This is a genomic window from Streptomyces aurantiogriseus (assembly GCF_014649375.1).
In the GTDB taxonomy this organism is placed as follows: Bacteria; Actinomycetota; Actinomycetes; order Streptomycetales; family Streptomycetaceae; genus Streptomyces; species Streptomyces aurantiogriseus.
In genome coordinates, this window is the sequence record NZ_BMSX01000002.1 from 541,928 (window position 1) to 562,392 (window position 20,465).

The 20,465-nt window shown below is 71.3% G+C and carries 17 protein-coding genes; 7 read left to right on the forward strand and 10 right to left on the reverse strand.

The features are described 5' to 3' along the window. Positions 1-67 precede the first annotated feature (67 nt). Complete coding sequence (locus IE263_RS05875) at positions 68-817, reverse strand: MerR family transcriptional regulator (RefSeq protein ID WP_189932897.1); 750 nt, start codon at positions 815-817, stop codon at positions 68-70. A 218-nt stretch (positions 818-1,035) separates the two neighbouring features. Here IE263_RS05875 and IE263_RS05880 point away from each other — a divergent pair, with 218 nt between their 5' ends. Beyond that, entirely contained in the window at positions 1,036-2,502 is a 1,467-nt protein-coding gene (locus IE263_RS05880; RefSeq protein ID WP_189932899.1) for an amino acid permease, read from the forward strand. 42 nt (positions 2,503-2,544) lie between these two features. After that, positions 2,545-3,024 carry a macro domain-containing protein gene (locus IE263_RS05885; RefSeq protein WP_189932901.1) on the forward strand — a complete coding sequence of 160 codons (480 nt, stop codon included), beginning with the start codon at positions 2,545-2,547 and terminating at the stop codon, positions 3,022-3,024. Positions 3,025-3,082: 58 nt separating this feature from the next. On the opposite strand, the gene IE263_RS05890 is transcribed toward IE263_RS05885, so the two are convergent. Next, positions 3,083-3,970 (reverse strand): arginase family protein, encoded by an 888-nt coding sequence (locus IE263_RS05890; protein ID WP_229910808.1) that lies wholly within the window; start codon positions 3,968-3,970, stop codon positions 3,083-3,085. Between the two features lie 109 nt (positions 3,971-4,079). Then, positions 4,080-5,651, reverse strand: coding sequence for a M1 family metallopeptidase (locus tag IE263_RS05895; RefSeq protein ID WP_189932905.1), 1,572 nt, complete (start codon positions 5,649-5,651; stop codon positions 4,080-4,082). Positions 5,652-5,851: 200 nt separating this feature from the next. Here IE263_RS05895 and IE263_RS05900 point away from each other — a divergent pair, with 200 nt between their 5' ends. Next, complete coding sequence (locus IE263_RS05900) at positions 5,852-7,798, forward strand: Xaa-Pro dipeptidyl-peptidase (protein ID WP_189932907.1); 1,947 nt, start codon at positions 5,852-5,854, stop codon at positions 7,796-7,798. A gap of 33 nt (positions 7,799-7,831) precedes the next feature. Here the strand turns inward: IE263_RS05900 and IE263_RS05905 are convergent, their stop codons facing one another. The 6 genes from IE263_RS05905 to IE263_RS05930 form a co-directional block, all read right to left on the reverse strand. Next, on the reverse strand, positions 7,832-8,065 hold the full coding sequence (locus IE263_RS05905; protein WP_189933205.1) for a zinc-binding dehydrogenase: 234 nt from the start codon (positions 8,063-8,065) through the stop codon (positions 7,832-7,834). Between the two features lie 174 nt (positions 8,066-8,239). Continuing rightward, a complete protein-coding gene (gene speB / locus IE263_RS05910) occupies positions 8,240-9,208 on the reverse strand; it encodes an agmatinase (protein ID WP_189932909.1) in 969 nt (322 codons plus the stop codon). Positions 9,209-9,238: 30 nt separating this feature from the next. Beyond that, positions 9,239-10,012, reverse strand: a complete 774-nt coding sequence (locus IE263_RS05915; protein ID WP_189932911.1) for an SDR family NAD(P)-dependent oxidoreductase — start codon at positions 10,010-10,012, stop codon at positions 9,239-9,241. Position 10,013: 1 nt separating this feature from the next. Then, positions 10,014-10,709, reverse strand: a complete 696-nt coding sequence (locus tag IE263_RS05920) for an SDR family NAD(P)-dependent oxidoreductase (RefSeq protein ID WP_189932913.1) — start codon at positions 10,707-10,709, stop codon at positions 10,014-10,016. Next, the gene (locus IE263_RS05925; protein WP_189932915.1) at positions 10,706-12,193 is read right to left on the reverse strand and encodes an APC family permease; all 1,488 of its coding nucleotides are present in this window, start codon (positions 12,191-12,193) and stop codon (positions 10,706-10,708) included. The genes IE263_RS05920 and IE263_RS05925 overlap by 4 nt, the downstream gene beginning before the upstream one ends. Before the next feature lie 126 nt (positions 12,194-12,319). Beyond that, entirely contained in the window at positions 12,320-13,252 is a 933-nt protein-coding gene (locus IE263_RS05930; protein ID WP_189932916.1) for a polysaccharide deacetylase family protein, read from the reverse strand. 233 nt (positions 13,253-13,485) lie between these two features. On the opposite strand from IE263_RS05930, the gene IE263_RS05935 reads away from it, so the two are divergent. After that, entirely contained in the window at positions 13,486-15,006 is a 1,521-nt protein-coding gene (locus IE263_RS05935) for a PucR family transcriptional regulator (RefSeq protein ID WP_189932918.1), read from the forward strand. 50 nt (positions 15,007-15,056) lie between these two features. Here the strand turns inward: IE263_RS05935 and IE263_RS05940 are convergent, their stop codons facing one another. Next, positions 15,057-15,866 (reverse strand): hypothetical protein, encoded by an 810-nt coding sequence (locus IE263_RS05940; RefSeq protein WP_189932920.1) that lies wholly within the window; start codon positions 15,864-15,866, stop codon positions 15,057-15,059. 285 nt (positions 15,867-16,151) lie between these two features. Here IE263_RS05940 and IE263_RS05945 point away from each other — a divergent pair, with 285 nt between their 5' ends. The 3 genes from IE263_RS05945 (at position 16,152) to IE263_RS05955 (ending at position 20,464) form a co-directional block, all read left to right on the forward strand. After that, complete coding sequence (locus IE263_RS05945; protein ID WP_189932922.1) at positions 16,152-17,537, forward strand: acetamidase/formamidase family protein; 1,386 nt, start codon at positions 16,152-16,154, stop codon at positions 17,535-17,537. Positions 17,538-17,844: 307 nt separating this feature from the next. Further along, complete coding sequence (locus tag IE263_RS05950) at positions 17,845-19,440, forward strand: amino acid permease (protein ID WP_189932924.1); 1,596 nt, start codon at positions 17,845-17,847, stop codon at positions 19,438-19,440. 73 nt (positions 19,441-19,513) lie between these two features. Beyond that, on the forward strand, positions 19,514-20,464 hold the full coding sequence (locus IE263_RS05955; protein WP_189932926.1) for an urea amidolyase associated protein UAAP1: 951 nt from the start codon (positions 19,514-19,516) through the stop codon (positions 20,462-20,464). Position 20,465: the final 1 nt, after the last annotated feature.

Genomic DNA, 20,465 nt, shown 5'->3' on the forward strand with positions numbered 1-20,465 from the left:
CCGCCCGCGACGCCGCCCTCGCCGAGACAGGGCGGCGTCGCGGGCGGCGGTGTGGCGGGCGAGTCCCTCAGCCGGACCCGCCCGCCTCCGCCTCCGACTCCGTCAGCCACTGCCGCAGCTCCTCCCGCAGCGACCGCTGGAAGGTCGTCAGCAGGGCCTGCACCACCAGCGGATGCATGTGCGCGGTCAGCGACTTCACGTCCTGCGTGTCACGCTCCGCGACCGCCTCCCGCAGCAGCCGCGACAGCTCGTGCGCCGCCGCGCGCGAGTGCTCGATCAGCGTGGTGCGCGCCGCCAGGATCACCTCCTGCGACAGCGGTACGTCGAGCAGCCGGACCCCGAGCGGCAGCAGACCGCAGTCGACGCGGTAGGAGCCGCCCCCGGCGCCCTCGGCGCCCGGCACGTCCTGCGGGCCCTCGACGACGTTCATCGCCGCCAGCCGTGCCACGTCCTCCTCGCTCAGTGCCCGCCCCGCCCGCCGCTGCAGCTCCTCCCGGGTCACCGTCTCCACGGCGTCCGGCGCCCAGGAGGCCACCACCGCGCGGTGGACGGCGAGGTCGTGCGCGTCGAGACCGGGCGGCAGCCGGTCCAGATAGCGCTCGATCGCGGCCAGCGTCATCCCCTGCTGCTGCAGCTCCTCGATCAGCGCGAGGCGCGCGAGGTGTTCCGGACCGTAGCGCCCCACCCGGCGCGGACCGATGACCGGAGGGGGCAGCAGTCCCCTGGTGCTGTAGAAGCGCACCGTCCGCACCGTGACACCGGCCCGGGCGGCCAGTTCGTCGACCGTGAGGGCCGGCTCCTCGGTCTCGATCGTCATACGCAGCAGTATCGCTGTCACACCAGTGCTGTGTAACCCGTGGGGCCGCGGTGAGGGCCCTGTGAGAAGTAACGCTCTGTGACATGAGCCACCGCATGCTCGCGGGCCCTCTGGGAAGCTGCCTCCTCGGTCTGTGCCCCTACCCGGGAGCCGCGGGCCGTGACCGTACGGACACCCGAGCGCACCACGCCCGGGCGCACCAGAGAGTGGAACCACCCGTGAGCAAGGACACCGTGCACACGGCCGAGGTCGCCGCCCACCCCCAGGCGACCGCGATGCCCGCCGACGCGGGCGACGCCGGCTACAGCAAGGACCTCAAGCACCGCCACGTCAACATGATCGCCATCGGCGGCGCGATCGGCACCGGCCTGTTCCTGGGCGCCGGAGGACGCCTCCACAACGCGGGCCCGGCGCTCGCCCTCGCCTACCTCGTCTGCGGCGTCTTCGCCTTCTTCGTCGTGCGGGCCCTCGGCGAGCTGGTCCTGTACCGCCCCTCCTCCGGCTCCTTCGTCTCGTACGCGCGCGAGTTCCTCGGCGAGAAGGGCGCCTACGTCGCCGGCTGGATGTACTTCCTGAACTGGTCGACCACCGGCATCGCCGACATCACCGCCATCGCGCTGTACACGCACTACTGGAGCATGTTCACGAGCATCCCCCAGTGGGTGCTGGCGCTCATCGCCCTCGCGGTGGTCCTGGCCGTGAACCTGATCTCGGTGAAGATCTTCGGCGAGATGGAGTTCTGGTTCGCGATCGTCAAGGTCGCCACCCTCGTCGCCTTCATGTGCGTCGGCATCTTCCTGCTCGCCACCCGGCACGAGGTCGGCGGCCGGACACCCGGTCTGAGCGTGATCACGGACAACGGCGGTGTCCTCCCGCACGGCCTGATGCCCGTGGTCCTCGTCATGCAGGGCGTGATCTTCGCGTACGCCGCCCTGGAGCTGGTCGGCGTCGCCGCGGGCGAGACCGCCGAGCCGGAGAAGGTCGTCCCGCGCGCGGTGAACTCGATCATGTGGCGCGTCGGTCTCTTCTACGTCGGCTCGGTCGTCCTCCTCGCCCTGCTGCTGCCCGGCTCGGTCTACTCGGCCGACGAGAGCCCCTTCGTCACCGTCCTGTCGAAGATCGGCGTCTCCGGCGCCGGCGACGTGATGAACCTCGTCGTCCTCACCGCCGCCATGTCGTCCCTGAACTCCGGCCTGTACTCCACCGGCCGCATCCTGCGCTCCATGGCCATGGCGGGCTCGGCCCCGAGGTTCACCGCCCGTATGAACCGCAGCCAGGTCCCCTACGGCGGCATCCTCCTCACCTGCGCGGTCTGCGTCCTCGGCGTCGGCCTGAACTTCCTGATGCCGGACCAGGCCTTCGAGATCGTGCTGAACGTCGCCTCCCTCGGCATCATCAGCACCTGGGTGATCATCATGGTCTGCCACCTGGTCTTCGTACGCCGCGCCAGGGCGGGCCTGCTCGCCCGTCCCTCCTTCCGCCTCCCCGGCAGCCCGGTCACGGAGATCGTCACGATCGCCTTCCTGCTCGCCGTCCTCGGCCTGATGTGGAACGACCCCGAAGTCGGCCGCAAGACCCTCCTCCTCGTCCCCGTCGTCGCGGCCGCCCTGGTCGCCGGCTGGTTCGCGATCCGCCGCCGGGTGGCCGAGGCGGCGGAGCAGGAGCTCGCCGATCTCACGAAGTAGCAGGTCAGGGCGATTGTCAGTGGCATCGCCTACGGTGGCGTCATGTCGGAGATCACATATGTCCGGGGTGACGCCACCGTGCCGTCGGTCAAGGGCGTCAAGGTGATCGCCCATGTCTGCAACGACATCGGGGGATGGGGGAAGGGCTTCGTCCTGGCCATATCGCGCCGCTGGCCGGAGCCGGAGGCCGCCTTTCGGGCCTGGCACCGGCAGCGCGCCGCCAACGACTTCGGGCTGGGCGCGGTCCAGTGCGTCCAGGTCGAGCCGTACGTGTGGGTCGCCAACATGGTCGGCCAGCGCGGCATCCGAACGGGCAGCAAGGGCGTCCCGGTGCGCTACGAGGCGATCGACACGGCCCTGGGACGCCTCGCCGACAAGGCCGCCGAGCTCGACGCCTCCGTCCACATGCCCCGCATAGGCTGCGGCCTGGCCGGCGGCAAGTGGTCCCGGATCGAGCCGATGATCACCGAGCGGCTGGTGAGGCGCGGCATCGCCGTCACGGTGTACGACCACGGCGACTGACGCACCCCACCAGGACCGGTGACCGGGGACCGACGACCGGGAACGGCAGCCGCACCGGTCACCCTCGTGTCACGAACGCCCGCAGGAGGCATTCCGTGAGGCGTGCCGCGATGCCCCCGTCCGGATCCAGACGGGGGTTGAAGATCGTGACGTCGAGGCCGACGGCCCCTGGACCGGACAGTGCCGTCCGCAGGACGGTCTCCAGTTCCTCCCAGCTCAGCCCACCGGGCAGGCGGTAGTCCACCGCGGGCATCACCGCGTCGTCGAGCACGTCGGCGTCGAGGTGGACCCAGTACCGCGCGCCACCGCCGTCGCCGGTGAGGAGGCCGACCGCGCGGCCCGCCGCCTCCGCCGCGCCCAGGGCACGCACCGCTTCCAGGTCCATCGCGTGCAGACCGGCCGGCAGGGGCTGCATCCCGGCCGCCGTGGACTCCTCCGTGTCCCGGAAGCCGAAGGCGACGACGTCCTCGTCCCGCACCAGCGGGCCACGCCCCTCCAGATCGGCCAGGACGCCGGGGCCCCGGCCGGTGGCCAGGGCGAGCTCCATGGAGGCCGCCTCACCGGCCGGTTCCGCCGACGGCTGGTAGAAGTCGGTGTGGCCGTCGAGGAAGAGCAGTCCGTGGCGTCCGCGGCGGCGCAGGGCGAGCAGATTGCCGAGGAGGATGCTGCAGTCGCCGCCCAGGACCACCGGAAACCGGCCACGGTCGAGGACACCACCCACCGCGTCGGCCAGGGCGAGCGCGTATGCCGCGATCCCGCCCGGGTTGCGGACCCCGGTCTCCCGGTCCCGCTCCGGGCCGTACACGGGCGGCTCCACCCGGCCCGCCCGCTCCGCCCCGAGACCCCCGGCCAGACCGGCGCCGAGCAGCGCCGACGGCAGCTCCTCGACACCGGTCGGCCGCAGTCCCAGTACGGACGGAGCCTCGATGATCGCCACGTCCCGCACGTCCGGCTCCTTCGTCCGGCCCGGCTCCTTCGTCCGGCCCGGCTGCGCCGGCCGGCCCACGCAACCGGCGCATGAGCCCACCGTAGGCCGCCGGTCCGAACGCGGCGCGTCAGTCGGTGTGAGCCCGCGTCTCCTCGTGCGCCTGCTCGTGGCCGTGCGCCTGCTCATGGCCGTGCTCCTGCTCGTGCACGCCGTTCGTCGCGGCGATCTTCTTCCACGACTTCGGCTGCGCGGGTGCCCCCGGCGTCCCCAGCGCCCGGGCCGAGATCGACACCTCCCGCGCCGCGGGCGCCGCCGGCTTCGACGCCTGGAACAGCCAGGTGTCGAACAGCGCGCCCAGCGACTTCCCGGACACCTCCTCCGCGTACGTCCGGAAGTCGGCGACGGTCGCGTTGCCGTGGGCGTACTTCTGCGGCCAGCCCTTGAGGATCGCGAAGAACGCCTCGTCCCCGATCTCGTTCCGCAGCGCCTGCAGCGTCAGCGCGCCCCGGTCGTACACCGCGAGGTGGAACTGGTTCTCCGGCCCCGGATCGCCGGGCTTCACCGTCCAGAACGGGTCGTCGGCCGGCCGCGAGGCGTACACGTAGTCGGCGATCTCCTGCGCCGTGCCCTCGCCCTCGTGCTCGGACCACAGCCACTGCGCGTACCGCGCGAAGCCCTCGTTGATCCAGATGTCCTTCCACCCGGCGACGGACACCAGGTCGCCGTACCACTGGTGGGCCAGCTCGTGCACGACCACGGAGGTGTTCGACCCGGCGGCGAACTGCCGGGGGCTGTAGAAGGGCCGCGTCTGCGTCTCCAGCGCGTACCCGGTGGTCACGTTCGGCACATAGCCGCCGAGCGCGTTGTAGGGGTACGGCCCGAAGTACTCGGTCAGCCAGTCGGCGATCTCCCCGGTCCGCTCGATGCTGGCCCGCGCCGCACCGGCGTTGTCGCCCAGGTCCTTGCTGTAGGCGTTGACGACCGGGATGCCGCTGTCGGTCGTGCCGGTCGTGATGTCGAACCTCCCGACCGCGAGTGTGGCCAGATAGGTCGCCTGAGGCTTGTCGGAGCGCCAGTTGAAGCGGGTCCAGCCGGCCCGGGAAGTCGTCGACTGCAGCGTGCCGTTGGAGATGGCCTGGGTGCCGTCCGGCACCTGGACCGACACGTCGTAGGTCGCCTTGTCCAGCGGGTGGTCGTTGCTCGGGAACCACCACCAGGCCGCCTCGGGCTCGTTCGCGCCGACCCCGCCGTCAGGGGTGCGGTGCCAGCTGGTGAAGCCGTACGCCTGCTTAGACGACGGGACCCCGCTGTAGCGCACCACGACGGTGATCGCGGTGCCCTTGGCCAGCGGTGTCTTCGGCGTGATCTCCAGCTCGTGCTCGCCCGAGGTCGCGAACGCCGCCTTGGTGCCGTTGACCCGTACCTCGCTGACGTCGAGCAGGAAGTCCAGGTTGAACCGCGACAGGTCCTGCGTGGTCTTCGCCAGGAGCGTCGCCGTACCCTCCAGCCGGTCCGTGGCGGGCTGGTACTTCAGCCGCAGGTCGTAGTGGGAGACGTCGTATCCGCCGTTGCCGTAGGCCGGGTAGTAGGGGTCACCGATGCCCGGGGCGCCGGGGGAGACGCTCGCGGCCGATGCCGGGATCGCCAGCAGGACGGACGCGGCGGCGAAGGCGCCCGGCGCGATGAATCTGCGGTGCACGAGAGCTCCAAGTCCTAGGGGCACGAAGTCTGTTCGGAGCCTATTGACTCCCTGTGCCCAGGACCTGCCCAGCGCCACCGCTGTCACACGATCGCCATTCAGCCGTCATGACCGAACCCTGCCCATGGGCGTGTTCCGGCCGCAGCCGACGCACAATCGCCCTCTTCTGCCCGTGAGTTGACCGCTGTACCGTCCCGCGCATGCCGACACGCACGCGCTTCACGATCTGGAGACCGCTCGCGACCGCCGCCATCACCGCTCTGGTGGCCGCCTTCCTCACCCCGGCAGCAGCCCACGCCACCCCGCGCGAGAGCGAGCCGGTGTACTCCTACGAGAACGCCGTCCGCGAGGCCGTCTGGGTGGACACCGGCCTCGACGGCGACGGCGACGGCAGGACCGACCGGGTCGCCGTCGACATCGTCCGCCCCCGCGAACTCGACCGGCAGGGCCGCAAGGTGCCCGTCATCATGGACGCCAGCCCCTACTACTCCTGCTGCGGACGCGGCAACGAGGGCCAGCGGAAGACGTACGACGCGAACGGCGACGTCGTCCAGATGCCGCTGTTCTACGACAACTACTTCGTGCCCCGCGGCTACGCCTTCGTCGGCGTCGACCTGGCCGGCACCAACCGTTCCGACGGCTGCGTCGACGTCGGCGGCCGCTCCGACATCCTCTCCGCGAAGGCCGTCGTCGACTGGCTGGGCGGCCGCGCGAAGGCGTACACCACCCGCACCGGCACCGAACGCGTCCGGGCGACCTGGACCAACGGCAGAACCGGCATGATCGGCAAGAGCTGGGACGGCACCATCGCCAACGGCGTCGCCGCCACCGGTGTGAAGGGCCTGAAGACCATCGTCCCGATCAGCGCCATCTCCTCCTGGTACGACTACTACTTCCAGCAGGGCGCCCCGCTCTACGACTCGGGCCCCGACTGGCTCTCGAACCGCGTCAACAGCCCCGACGCCCGCGCCAGGTGCGCCGCCGTGCAGCAGAAGCTCGTCGACGAGGCCCCGCGCACCGGCGACCGGACGGGCCTGTGGACCGAGCGCGACTACGTCAAGGACGCGAGCAAGGTCAAGGCCAGCGTCTTCCTCGTCCACGGCCTCCAGGACCTCAACGTCCGTATGAAGCACGTCGGCCAGTGGTGGGACGCCCTGGCGAAGAACGGTGTCGAGCGCAAGATCTGGCTCTCCCAGACCGGCCACGTCGACCCCTTCGACTTCCGTCGCGCCACCTGGGTCGAGACCCTGCACCGCTGGTTCGACCACGAACTCCTCGGCTACGACAACGGCATCGACCGCGAGCCCATGGCCGACATCGAACGCCACCCCGACCAGTGGGAGACGTCCAGGGTGTGGCCGCCGAAGGGCACGATGACGACGACCCTGCGCCCGGCCACCGGCGAGCAGGCGGGCGTCGGCACGCTCGGCCTGCGCAAGGGCACCGGCACCGAGACCTTCACCGACGACCCGCAGCTCGGCGAGACCGACTGGGCCGCACGGATCGACAGCCCGACCCCCGACAAGGCCGGCTTCGTGACCGGGCCCCTCACCCGTGACCTGCGCCTGTCCGGCTCCTCCAGGGTCACCGTCACCGCCACGCCCACGACCCCCACGGCTCATCTGACCGCCGTCCTGGTCGACCTCGGCCCCGACACCATCCGCGACTACGCGGCGAGCGGCGAGGGCATCACCACCCTCACCGACCGCACCTGCTGGGGCGTCAGCACCACCGGCGACAGCGCCTGCTTCAAGGAGACCGAGGCGCGGACCGCCGACGTCGACTTCACGGTCCTCAGCCGCGGCTGGGCCGACCTCGGCACCTACGCCGACGCGGGGAAGGGCGTCCCCCTCACCCCGGGCAAGGCCTACACCCTCACCCTCGACCTGGCGGCCACCGACCACGTCGTCCCCGAGGGCCACCGCCTGGCCCTGATCGTCGCGGGCACCGACAAGAACCTCATCGACCCGCCCGCCGACACCCCGACCCTCACCCTGGACCTGTCCCGCACCTCGGCCCGGGTCCCGCTCGTCGGCGGCGCCCAGGCGTTCGCGGGAGCCACAGCCGGTTCCCCGCGGACGACGACACCCGATTCCGCGCCCCTGGACGGCGTACCGGCACCGCGCAACCCGCACGGGATCCCATAAGTGCGCTGGTACTCCAGCCGTGGATCGTCATCGTCATTCCGATGCGCGGCCGGCCGCCGGTAGTGGCCGGCCTGCGCTCGGGCCTCGCCGAACTCCTGGCGCGGTGACTCGGCGCACGACGAGGACGATCTTCCCCGTGGTGCGGCCCGTCTCCCCGTGGGCATGGGCCTTGGCGGTCTCGGCGAGGGGGGAGGTCGTGTCGATGCGGGCGCGGAGCCTGCCCTCCTCGGCGAGTTCGGTCCGAAGTCGCGCAGGGCGACGTCGCAGTGGCCGGGGACGGTCAGCGGGTTAACGATGATGCCGGTGAGCCAACCGGCTACCAGCCGGCCTCCGAACCGCGGAGCGATGGGCGCCGCACCCTTTCGCCACCGGACGTTTGCCCATCGCGGCGATCACGGGACTGCGTTGTCCCTTGGGGAGCCGCGCCGTACCGCGCCGCCGTCAGCTCGCGTGCCCACTCCCGCAGGCCATGAGAGCGATCATGTCGAACAGCACGGTCGCGGCGGTGATCGAGGTGATCTCGGCGTGGTCGTAGGCGGGAGCCACCTCCACCACATCGCCGCCCACGATGTTCAACCCGGTCAACCCACGAAGTACCCGCAGGAGTTCACGACTGGTCAGTCCGCCGGACTCCGGGGTTCCCGTGCCCGGTGCGAAAGCCGGGTCGAGGACATCGATGTCGATGGACAGGTAGACCGGGAGGTCGTCCACCCGTTCGGTGACCGCCTGGATCGCACCGGCCGTGCCGAGCAGATCGATCTCGCCGGCGCGGATGGTACGGAAGCCGAATCGGTTGTCCGCGTCGAGGTCCGCCCGGTCGTAGACGGGGCCGCGAATGCCCACATGGATGGAGTGGTCCTTGATGAGCAGGCCCTCTTCGAACGCTCGGCGGAACACCGTGCCGTGGGTGGTCGGTGCGTGGAAGTAGGTGTCCCAGGTGTCCAGGTGCGCGTCGAAGTGCACGAGGGCGACCGGCCCGTGCTCGGCCACCGCTGCCCGCAGCATCGGCAGCGCGATCGTGTGGTCGCCGCCGATCGCCAGTACCCTGCGTCCGCCGCGCGCCACGTCCCGGGCATGGTCGGTGATCTGGCCGAGGGCGGTGTCGATCGAGAACGGGGTCACCGGGACGTCACCGGCGTCGACGACCTGGAGGGCGGTGAACGGCGAGATGTCCAGCTCCACGTGGTACTCCGGGCGCAGGTGCCGGGACGCCTGGCGGACGGCCATCGGGCCGAACCGGGCACCGGGCCGGTAGGACGTGCCGGCGTCGAACGGTACACCGAGGACGGCGACGTCGTAGTCGCTCACTCGGTCGATCTCCGGCACCCGGGCGAAACTTCCGCTTCCGGTGAAGCGCGGAACGGTCGTGCCGTCCACAGGGCGTACCGGGTCATGGGACGGGTCAGGCATGGGAGTTCCTCTTCCGGGTTCCGGGAGTGCTCAGGCACGGGCACGGGTGGAGCCGCCGTTGGGCTGGAGGATCTGGCCGGTGATCGCGCCCGCGCCGGGGGAGGCCAGGAAGGCGACGGCCGCCGCGATGTCGGCGGGCTCGGCCAGTCGGCCGACGGGCATCAACCGCCGGTAGCGGGCCCGCATCTCCTCCAGCGTCACTCCGGCGTCGGCGGCGTCCACCCTCAGCTGATCGGTGTCCACGTAGGACGGGGCGACGCAGTTCGTGAGGATCCCCTGGGGGCCCAGTTCGCGGGCCAGTCCCTTGGCCAGGGCGATCAGCCCGGCCTTCGAGGCGGCGTAGGCGGTGGCGTTGCGCTGCCCGATCACGCCCCACTCCGAGGCGATGACCACGATCCGGCCGTGGCCGAGGGCCCGCATGCCGGGCAGGACGGCCTGAACGACCCGGAAGTGCCCGGACAGGTTCACCTCGATCTGCTGCCACCAGTCCTCGGGTTCCTGGTCGAGGAACGGGCCCATCGCCATCGTCGCGGCGTTGGCCACCAGGATCTCCACCGGGCCGGCCAGCCGCTCGAGCCGGACGAGCAGGGTGGCCACCGCGGCCGGGTCGGCGATGTCGGCGGGCGCGGTGATCCCGCCGATGCGATCGGCCAGTTCGGACAGCCGCCCGTCGTCGGCGACGTCGTTCACGGCCACGGTGTGACCGTCCGCGGCCAGTCGCAGCGCGCAGGCCCGGCCGATGCCCTGGGCGGCTCCGGTGACCAGAGCGATGCCGCTCCGTCCGGGGCGTGCAGCCGATGCCATGTCAGATCACCGCCCCGGCGTTCGGGGACAGCACGTCTCCGCAGTACATGCGCCCCTCGGTGGCAAGGTGGAGCACGGTGCACGCGACCTCGGCGGGGGTGACCAGCCGCCCGAGCGGCAGCGTGGCCAGGTAGGCCGGATCGCGCCACGGAGAGTCCGGGGCCAGCAGGGGTGTGTCGGTGGGGCCGGGGGCGACGATGTTGACCCGGATCCCCGCGTCGGCCACTTCCAGCGCCAGCGACTTGGCGAAGCCGAGCACCGCGCCCTTGGCGGCCACGTAGTGCAGGTCGCCGGTACTTCCCGCGAGGGCCAACTCGGAGGAGATCACCACCACGGTGCCGGTGCCGGCGTCGAGAAGGTACGGCAGGGCGGCGGCGCAGGTGTTCACCGTGCCGCCCAGGGCGACGGCCAGCATCCGGTTCCACTGGGCGGTGGTGATGTCGCCGACGTCGATGCCGTCCTCGTAGTACCCGGCGGCGGTCACCACCAGGTCCAGCCGGCCGAACCGGCCGGCCGCGCGGTCGACGGCGTCCGCGACCGCGCCGCGGTCGGCCACATCGGCGGCGAGCGGCAGATCCGTGGGGGAAGGGCGCAGATCCAGCCCGGCGGTCCGCCAGCCCGCCTCGCGCAGCACCTCGGCGGTCGCGGCGCCGATACCGCCGGCGGCACCGGTGATCAGGGCGACCGGAGCGCTCATGCTCCGCCCTCGTCGAGGGCCACCGAGCGGAGGGCGGGGGCCGGGGACGCACCGCGGCCCGGCCGGAACACCCACCAGCTCACCAGCACGCCGATCACTCCCAGCACCCCGGTCATGATCAGCAGTCCCCAGTCCAGGTACCACACTCCGTTCAGGGCGCGCGGCCAGGCGATGTTCACCAACTCGAAGGTCACCCACACCGCCGCGGCGAGGGTCACCGGCGTGCCCCACCGGCCCATGGACACCTCGCCGGGCTGCCACGTGCCGCGCAGTCGGACGCAGACGGCACCGAGCACGGGCAGTGCGTAGGAGATGTAGAACCCGGCGTTGGCGAAGGACAGCAGCAGGGCGTAGACCTTCGAGGCGCTGATGAAGAGCAGGGATCCGGCGATGACGACGGTCAGCGCGATCGCGTTCCGGGGCACCCGCTCGGTGCCGGACAGCGTGCCCAGCAGCCGCGCGCCGGGGATGACCCGGTCACGGGCGCCGGCCCAGATGGCCCGGCTCACCGCCGCCTGCACCGCCATCAGGCTGGCCGTGAACCCGACGACCAGGGCGATGAGCAGTGCCGAGCCGGTCGAGGAGCCGAGCCGCGTCTGCAGGGTGGTCGCGACCGGGTCCGCGTCCTTGCCGCTCAGTACGGCCGCCACGTCCGGCACGGCCAGCAGGATGCCGAGGCCGGCGAACGCGACGAGCAGGCCGACGGCCGTCAGGGCCAGCGGCATGGCCTTGGGCAGCACCCGCCGGGACTCCTTGACCTCCTCGGCGATGGAGCCGGCCGACTCGAATCCGACGAACGACCAGCCCACCATGGCGACCGCCGCGAGGAACGGCCCGAAGAGCCACTGCGCGCCGTGTGCGGTGCCCCCGCCGCTCAGGATGGCCGAGAGAGCGTGCTCACGGTGGACGAAGAGCAGCACGATCCCGATGCCCAGGGTGGCGACGAGCTCCGCCGTGAGGCTCCCGTACAGCAGTACCTTCAGGACCCGGCCGCCGATCATGTTGGCGGCCGAGCCGAACAGCAGCACTCCCAGCGCGATCAGTGCCTGCGTCGGGCCACTCACGGCGATGCCGATCGCCTCGATGAGGAATCCGGACGCCGCATAGGACAGTGCCGACAGTGCGAGGGTGAGTCCCCACATGTAGGCCCAGTTGGTGAACCATCCGTAGCGGGGGCCGATCAGATGGCGTGCCCACTGGTAGACGCTGCCTTGCAGCGGCCAGCGGGACACCAGCTCGCCGAAGACGCCGGAGACCAGCAGCTGGCCGACGAGGACGACCGGGAACGCCCACCAGAAGGCGGGACCGGCGGTCACGATGCCGAGGGCGAACACGCCGTACAGGCCGACGATCGGCGAGACGTCGGAAAAGGAGAGAGCGAACGCCGATCGCAGCGTGTACTGCTGCTTGAGTTCTTGCCCGGCGGCGGTGGCGGTTTCGTCGACGGGCAGGCCCGGCGGGGCGGTGGTGGTGTTCTCAGGCATGACGATTCCTGTCGAAGGGGCGGCCGGCGGCCGGGGGCGTACGGAACAGACACGACAGGCGCCCTTGCCCGTAGTGCGAACTGCGGTGGACGGACGGAACAGACGTGGCGGACGCGCCCCCCGTCGTCAGGGGCGCCGCGGTACCCAGTACGCCTGTTCGGGGATCCGGGGCTGCGGACACGTGCGCGGGGCGAGGTCCAGCGAGGCGGTGTGGCGGGCGACCTCGGCGACCGTGGTGATCCACAGGCCGGGCAGGGCCTTCATCCGCTCGATGAGCCGCTCCAGTGCCTCCGCGCGCGAGGGACGGCCGGACAGGAACGGGTGGCAGGTGAGGACGAAGCAGGCGCCGAGTCGCTGCATGGCCTCCAGCTCCCAGGTCCACATCTCCAGCGCCTTGGCGGGACTCTCGATCACTCCGGAGCCGATGAGCCCGGGCAGGAACGCGTACTGCTCCCAGTCGTCCAGCCCCCAGGAGACGGGTACCTGCACGATGCTGCCGGCCTGCGGCCGTTCGTCCACCGCCAGCCGGTAGGGGTGGTCGGCGTCCATGAGGCTGGAGTCGTACAGGAACCCGCGCTCCTCGAGCAGCCGCGGGGTGTGGTAGTTCAGCTCCCACATCGGCGCCCGGTAGCCCACCGGCGTGACGCCCGCCACCTCCCGCAGGGCCCTGATCCCCAGGTCCAGCATGTCGGCCTCGGTCTTGGCGTCCATGCCCACGGTGTTCTCGTGGAAGTAGCTGTGGTGGGCCACTTCGTGACCTGCCTCGGCCACCGACCGGACGGTCGCGGGGTAGCGGTGCGCCGTGTATCCGGGGACGAAGAACGTGGCTTTGATGTCGTGGCGTTCCAGCATGTCCAGGATCCGGGGCACCCCGACCAGCGGTCCGTACGACTGGTGACTCATCGGGCTCATCCGGTCGACCGACGAGATGTCGGTGCTGAGCACGGCGGCTTCGGCGTCCATGTCGAAGGTCAGGCAGGCGGCCGCGGTGAAGCCCTCGGGCCAGTCGATGCGTCCGGCCGCCGTGTTCGCATCACGCTGGGCATCGGATCGGGTCATCGCCACACACTCCGCTCGCTCGCTCGGTGCGCACAGCATGCGAACCGGCCCCGCCGACGCGCCATGCGACCCGGACGCAGAACTTCCGCCTGGTGTCGTACCGGGGTATGAACGGGCCATCGCCTCAGTGCCGGTAACAAGGAATTCACGCCGGTCTCATCACCGGAATGACCAGCGTGAATAGGTTCAGCGCCGGAGAACACCGCAGGCCGTGTGCGGGAGGTGAGGAAGCGATGGCGGTGACCGTGGGCGAACTCCTCGCGATGCCGCACCTGCAGATGTCGCTGCACGCCGGTGCCCGTGGGCTGGACCGCGAGGTCAGCTGGGTGCACCCGTCCGACCTGCCCAACCCCTGGGCATGGCTCGCGTCGGGTGAGCTGTTGCTGACCAACGGAACGGGACTGCCCTCCGATTCACCGGGGCAGGCCTCCTTCATCGAGAGGCTCGCGGAGGCGGGCCCCAGCGCCTTCGGCCTGGGTCTCGGCACCGGGGGCCCGCCCCTGACCCGTGCCCTCACCGACCGCGCCGACGAACTGTCGCTGCCGGTCGTGTCCGTGCCCTACAGCGTGCCGTTCAGCGCGGTCGCGCGGGCGGTGGCCGATGTCAACGAGCGTGAGGGAGCCCGGCAGCTCGCAAGTGTCGCGCGGCTGTACGCGTTGCTGCGGACCTCGATGGCCAGAGGCCTGTCCGGACCGGAGATGTTCGACCGTCTCGGCCGGGAGCTGGACGCGCGACTGTATTTGGTCGATCCCGAGACCGGCCTGTCGCTGTTCGACGAAGGTCCCGAGACCCGCTTCGCTGACGCGCTGGCCGCCGAGTTCGCGGCCCACTCCCAGGCCATGCCGGGCGTGCTGAGGCTGCGCCGCCGGGACGGCGACGGCCGGTGGGCCACGGCGCTGGCCGTCGCCGTGCCCGGCGATCAGCCGACGGCGTTGGTCGCCGAGCCGACCGGGGAACAGCCGCCCAGCCTCGGACTGCTGCAACACGTCGCGACGGTCGGCGCCCTGGAACTGGCTCAGCTGGCAGCGGACCGGGAACGCCGCCGCCGCCGTGGCGCCGACCTGCTCCTGCACCTGCTGGAGCGCAGGCTCGATCCGACGGCAGCCGAGCACCAGTTGGCGGACAGCGGCATCGCACCGGCCGACTCCGTCCTCGTCCTCACCCAGGCCGCGTCCGACGGCATCGCCGACGACATCCATCGCCGTCTGTCCAGACCACGCGTCCCTCACCTGCTGCTGCGTCGCGACGACAGCCTGCACATCGTGCTGGAGGACCGTCCGGAGCTACTGGAGCAGATCCTGGTGGGCTCCTCCGCACCGATGGGTGTGAGCGACCGGATCTGTACGGCGGGGCGCGTTCCGGAAGCCCGGCAGGAGGCCCGCTGGGCACTGGGAGCCGCCAAGGCCGAGAACCGGCGTGTGGTCCGGTACGGCGACGAAACCGCGCTGCCGCTGCCCCGTACCCCTGCCGAGGCCCAGGTCCTGGTGTCCAGGGTGCTGGGCGCGCTGATGGCGCACGACGCCGAGCACGGCACCGAATACCTGCGTACCCTCCGGGTCACACTGCGCCGCAACCGGTCCTGGCAGCTGGCGGCCGACGAACTGCACATCCACAAACAGACCCTCGGCTACCGCCTGCGCAAGATCGAGCAGTTGACCGGCCGCGGGGTCACCCAGACCGACCACATAGCGGAGTTGTGGTTCGCCATCCGGGCCCACGACCTGGTTCACAGCCGCTGCCCGGTCCGGGGCTGAAGCAGGATGGCCGCAGCACGCGGGAAGGGCCGGCCCGCCCGGACGGGCCGTCAGGTCCCCGTGACGCCGGAGATCGAGGAAAGGACATCGAGGGCCCCCTCGACCGCGGTGATCTCCCAACGTCGGACGTGCGGCGCACCTTTCGGATCGGTGTCGCCGAGCAGCAGACCGGCGGATCCGTCCGGACCGGGGGCGAGCGAGCGTCCCACCCGGTGCGGCAGAGTCGAACGTTCCACCGTCCAGCGGTGGCCCACGACCCGGCCGAGTGACACCTCGCAGTCGAGCATCTCCCGGGCCCGGCCGAGGTGCGCGGCTCCGGCCACCAGTTCCGCCAGCGGGGCGTGGGCCGGCAGTGGCTCGGGGCGGCTGCGGGCGTAGCCGAACCACGATCCCGTCCGCACCAGCAGCGCGACGCTGCCGCGGACCGGATCCGCCAACTCCACGGCGGCGCAGGGCGCCCCGGCAGTCGTGCCGGGGCGCCAGTGCTCGATGTACGGGGCGTGCAGGCCCTTCTCCACCAGCATCGGCCCCCGCCAGGTCAGCAGCCCGGCGTCCGGAACGCAGGTGGGCGCGAAGTCGATGCCGCGGCTCCAGTGGAAGGCGCCCTCGGCATGGTGCAACTGCCCGGCGAACCCCTCCTGCTGCGCCAGGTCGAGCAGCTGTCCGAAGGTGAGATCGCGGAGGCTCCGACTGCCCCGGGGGTGCGGCCGGTCGGCAGCCTGCCTCAGGTCGGCGTAACGGGTGGCCCCCTGGACCCAGGTGACGGTGCTGGTGACATCGCGCCGGCCGTCGCCGTCGACAAGAAGTGAGCGATGCCAGGCACCCGTCAGCTCGGCGAGGGCAGGACTGCTGTAGGCCACGCGATCCAGCAAAGCGACGGCCTGTTACCGCCCTGGCACTGCCGCATTACGTTCACTTCCCGGAGGCCGGCGGGGATGCCGTGTCCGGCGAGGACCGGTGCGCCGCCTTCCCCTTCATACCCGGGTACGGGCGTGCCCCGGAGTTCTGTGTCCCAGTCGGATGGCCGAGCGTCCTCACCGCCCAGCAGCCTGGTCGCAACTGCCGGGCGGCCGGGTGCGGATGACACAGGCCTGCACGTCCCTCCGACGGGCCCCGACCGCCCCGAGACCTTTGATGGAGGACCCATGGAATCGTCGAGACGAGCGAACCGCACCGTGCGGGAGGCGCTCATCTCCGGGCTGGGGAGGCGGGGTTTCCTGCGCGCCGCGGCAGCAGTGACCGGGGCCGCCGGGAGTGTGCTGGGCGCCCAGGCCGCTTCGGGTACGCCAGGCTCTGCGTCCGCCGCCGCGTCCTCCCTGTTCCCCCGCGAGATCCTGCAGCCCGGCAAGGGACCCGTCCACGGGCAGCATTACCTCCCCTCCCTCCCGGACCAGGTGCGGTGGGGCTACGTGCCCGCTCTGGACAGCGAGCCCGTGGCGCGTATGCGGTCGGGTGAGACGATCACCGTGGACGCCGTGTCGCACGAGGGCATCCTGGAAGACCAGGGCCGCGACCCGGTGTCGTACTTCGGCCGGCAGGGAGTACCGCGCGACCAGGTGCTCGACGACGCCATCGCGATCGCTGCGGACTACTCCCGCGCCGAGCGCGACTTCGACGTGGACGGCCCGCACGTGGTCACGGGGCCGGTCTACGTGGAGGGTGCCGAGCCGGGAGACGTCCTGAAGGTCGAGATGCTCTCGATGCTCCTGCGCGTACCGTACGGTGTCGTCTCCAGCCGCCACGGCAAGGGTGCCCTGCCCCGGCTCGCCGGAGGCGGCGTGCCGGCGGGGATCACCATGGAGGAGATCATGCCGCCGGTGGGCACGGACGGGCGGGCCACGGGCGATCCCACCCGCTACGGCGACGTCTCGGTCTTCACACCGGTGCGCCGTGGGCGGGGCGGCGTGCCCAGCGGTGTGATGCGGCGCGGCAGTTCGGGCGAGGTCGTCTTCCCGCTGCACCCGTTCATGGGCATGATGGGTGTGGCGTTCGCCCCCGCAGGCACCCTTACCGCCCCATCGCTGAACTCCGTCCCGCCCACGCTCGGCGGCGGCAACATCGACATCAACCTGCTGGGTGTGGGTGCCACCTTCTTCCTTCCCGTGTACGCAGAGGGCGCGCTGTTCTACACCGGTGACTCACACATGGCCATGGGCGACGGCGAGGTGGCGCTGACCGCCATGGAGGGGTCCCTGCGTGCCACGTTCCGGCTCACCGTGTGCAAGGCGGGTTCGGGCGACGCGCCCTCGGTCGCCTTCCACTACCCGTTCGCCGAGACCCCTGACGCCTGGGTGCCCATCGGTCTCTCCGACCCGGACGGCTCCCGGAACGGCCAGATCAACGACCTGAACATCGCGATGCGCCGTGCGGTGGTCAACGCGTTGGACTTCCTCCAGTACGACCTCGGCATGGACCGAGCAGTGGCGTACGCCTACCTGTCCGCGGCGGCCGACTTCGAGATCTCGCAGGTCGTCGACCGTACCGTGGGCGTGCATGGGGTCATCTGCAAGGATCACTTCACCGCCCGGTAGGGTTCCGTCGGCTCTGCCTGGACCTCATCGCGCCGAAGCGAGCGCGGCCCGCCCCTCTTACGTGCGCGCGGCAGAGGACATACGGGTCCCCACGCCTGCCGCACGGCGCCGACCGCTTTGATCATCGGGAACGTCTGCCACGCCGGCCTCGGCCGCAGGGGCAGCGGTGGCGAAACGTGAGGTCACACCGCAAGTGGCAGCAGACACACGAAGTTAACTTCCGGGACCCAGGTGTGAGACCCGTCCGCCCCACCATCGCAATACCTGTCAAACGACAGATAATCCTTGATCGATCGGAGGTGCCGTGATGGGCCGGCCTGAACTCGCCTCTGGGCAGAGCCCCGACGGTGGCGTCACGACAAGTCCCGCCCCCCTCGGCTACCAGCAGGAACTTCGCCGGGGGGTGGGCAGCTTCGCGTCATTCGCCGCGGGCTTCTCCTTCGTGTCGATCCTCACCACTGTCTTCCAGCTCTTCGGCCTCGGCTTCGCCCTCGGTGGGGCGGCGTTCTTCTGGACCTGGCCGCTGGTCTTCGCGGGCCAGCTGCTGGTCGCGCTCTGTTTCGCCGAACTGGCGGCGCGCTGGCCCATCTCCGGGGCGATCTACCAGTGGTCGAGCCGGCTGGCCGGCACCACGGCGGGCTGGTTCGTCGGCTGGACCATGATCATTGGGCAGATCCTCACCGTCGCGGCCGCCGCGATCGCGGCGCAGGCGGTGCTGCCGGGCATCTGGTCCGGCTTCCAGATCGTCGGCGGAGCGGGCGCCGACCCGTCGGTCGGCTCCCCGACCGGCGCGCAGAACGCGGTCCTTCTGGGCTGCCTCCTGCTGGTGATCACCACGGTGGTGAACATCCTCGGCATCCGCCAGATGGCCGCCGCCACCAGCATCGGCGTCGCGATCGAGATCGTCGGTGTGATCGCGCTGGTGCTGGTGCTCTTCTTCCTGCCCGAGCGGGGCCCGCAGGTCGTGACCCACCACACCGGCTGGGCCGGCGACGGCGGCTACATCGGGGCCTTCCTCGCGTCCTCGCTGATGGCGGCCTACGTCATGGTCGGCTTCGACTCCGCGGGCGAACTGGCGGAGGAGACGCACAGCCCGCGCCGGACCACTCCCCGGACCATCCTGCGGGCGCTGGTCATCTCGGGCGTCGGCGGCGCCCTGCTGATCCTCTCGGGACTCATGGCCGCGAGCAGCCTCACCGACGGAAACCTGGCCACCGGCGGCCTTTCCTGGGTGCTCACCGACCGGCTCGGCGACGTCCTGGGCCGGCTGCTGCTGTGCTGCGTCGCGGTCGCGGTGTTCGCCTGCACCCTCGCCGTGCAGACCTCCGGCGCACGGATGATCTACTCCATGGCGCGCGAGGGCGCCCTGCCGTTCCACCGACACCTCGCCAAGGTCTCGGCCCGTACCGGTACGCCGGTCATCACGTCGGTCGTGGTGGGCGTGGGCGCCGCGACCGCGCTCGTGGTCAACCTTCGCCAGGCGGCGATCTTCACCGCCCTCGCCAGCCTCTGCATCGCCATGCTGTACCTGGCCTATCTGGGCGTGACGCTGCCGCAGTTGGTCGCCCGTATCCGGCACCGAGGGCTCCCGGACGGCGTCGACGAGACGGGCCGACCGCTGTTCTCGCTGGGCCGTTGGGGGATGGCGGTCAACACGCTCGCCGTGCTCTACGGGGCCGGTATGACGGTCAATCTGATCTGGCCGCGTCCGGAGATCTACGACCTCACCGAAGGCACGTGGTGGCTGCGGTGGAGCGCCCTGCTCTTCATCGGGCTCGGTCTCGCCGTCGGCGCCGCCTACTTCCTCGCCCGCCGGCTGCACCACCACATCGAGCTGAGGCACGTGCCCCACACGCACGTCGAGCCGCCCGCCCAGGCCGAGACCGTCGCCGAGCCCGCCTGAGAAGTCCGGCGGCCCGCGCGACGCGACGGGCGCGCACTGATTGACGTACCGACGAAGGGACGACAGGACATCCATGTCCACAGCCGAAGAGCCGACGGCCATCACACCGCAGGACCAGTACCCCACCGGACAGCCGTCCGGTGGGGCCGGCGCCCAGGATCCCGGCGGGCAGGCCTCCGCCGCAGTCCGTGATCTGCACCTGACCGACACTGTCCGAAGTGCCCGGGACGACGCCCGCGCCCAGGGCGGACAGGCCGGCGAGTGGATGCCGTACCTTCCGGCGTCCAGCAGCCCGCACTGCCCGCCGGGGGTGGACCCGGCCACCCTGGTGTGGGCGGAGACGGTGGCACCCGGCGGCTACACCCACAAGGTCCTCGCTCGCGGCACCCGGCTGCGCTTCGACGACCCGACCGGCGACGCCTGCGCCCACCTGCTGCTCTTCAACGCCCTGGAACCGGTCGAGCGGCTCAACGTCGCCGACACCCAGAAGATCCCGTGGCAGGCCTACCTGGGCGAGAACCACCCGCTGCTGTCCGGCGACGGCCGGGTTCTGGCCGTGGTGACCGGTGACTCCTCCGGCCGGCACGACGCCTTCTGCGGCACCACCACCGACGCCTGGAACCGACGCAAGTACGGTGACGCCCGCCCCGAGGGGCCGTCCCCGTCCGGCCGGGGACTCTTCCTCAAGGCGGCCGCCAAACACGGCCTGAGCCGGCGCGACCTGCCGCCCAGCCTGTCCTTCTTCCAGGGCGTACGCGTCGAGGCGGACGGCGCCCTCGCCTGGCGGGGCAGCGCCGGCCCGGACACGCATGTCGAACTCGTCGCGGAAATGCCCCTGTTGCTGCTGGTCGCCAATGTCGCCCACCCGCTGGACCCGCGCCCCGGCTACGTCGTCGGGCCGCTGCGCGTGCACGCCTCGCGCGCAACCGCCACCGGCCCGGACGATCCGCGGTTCACCGCCACGCCCGAACTGCACCGGGCGTACCTCAACACCGTCGACTACTGCGAAGCCCGGGGGCTGTGAC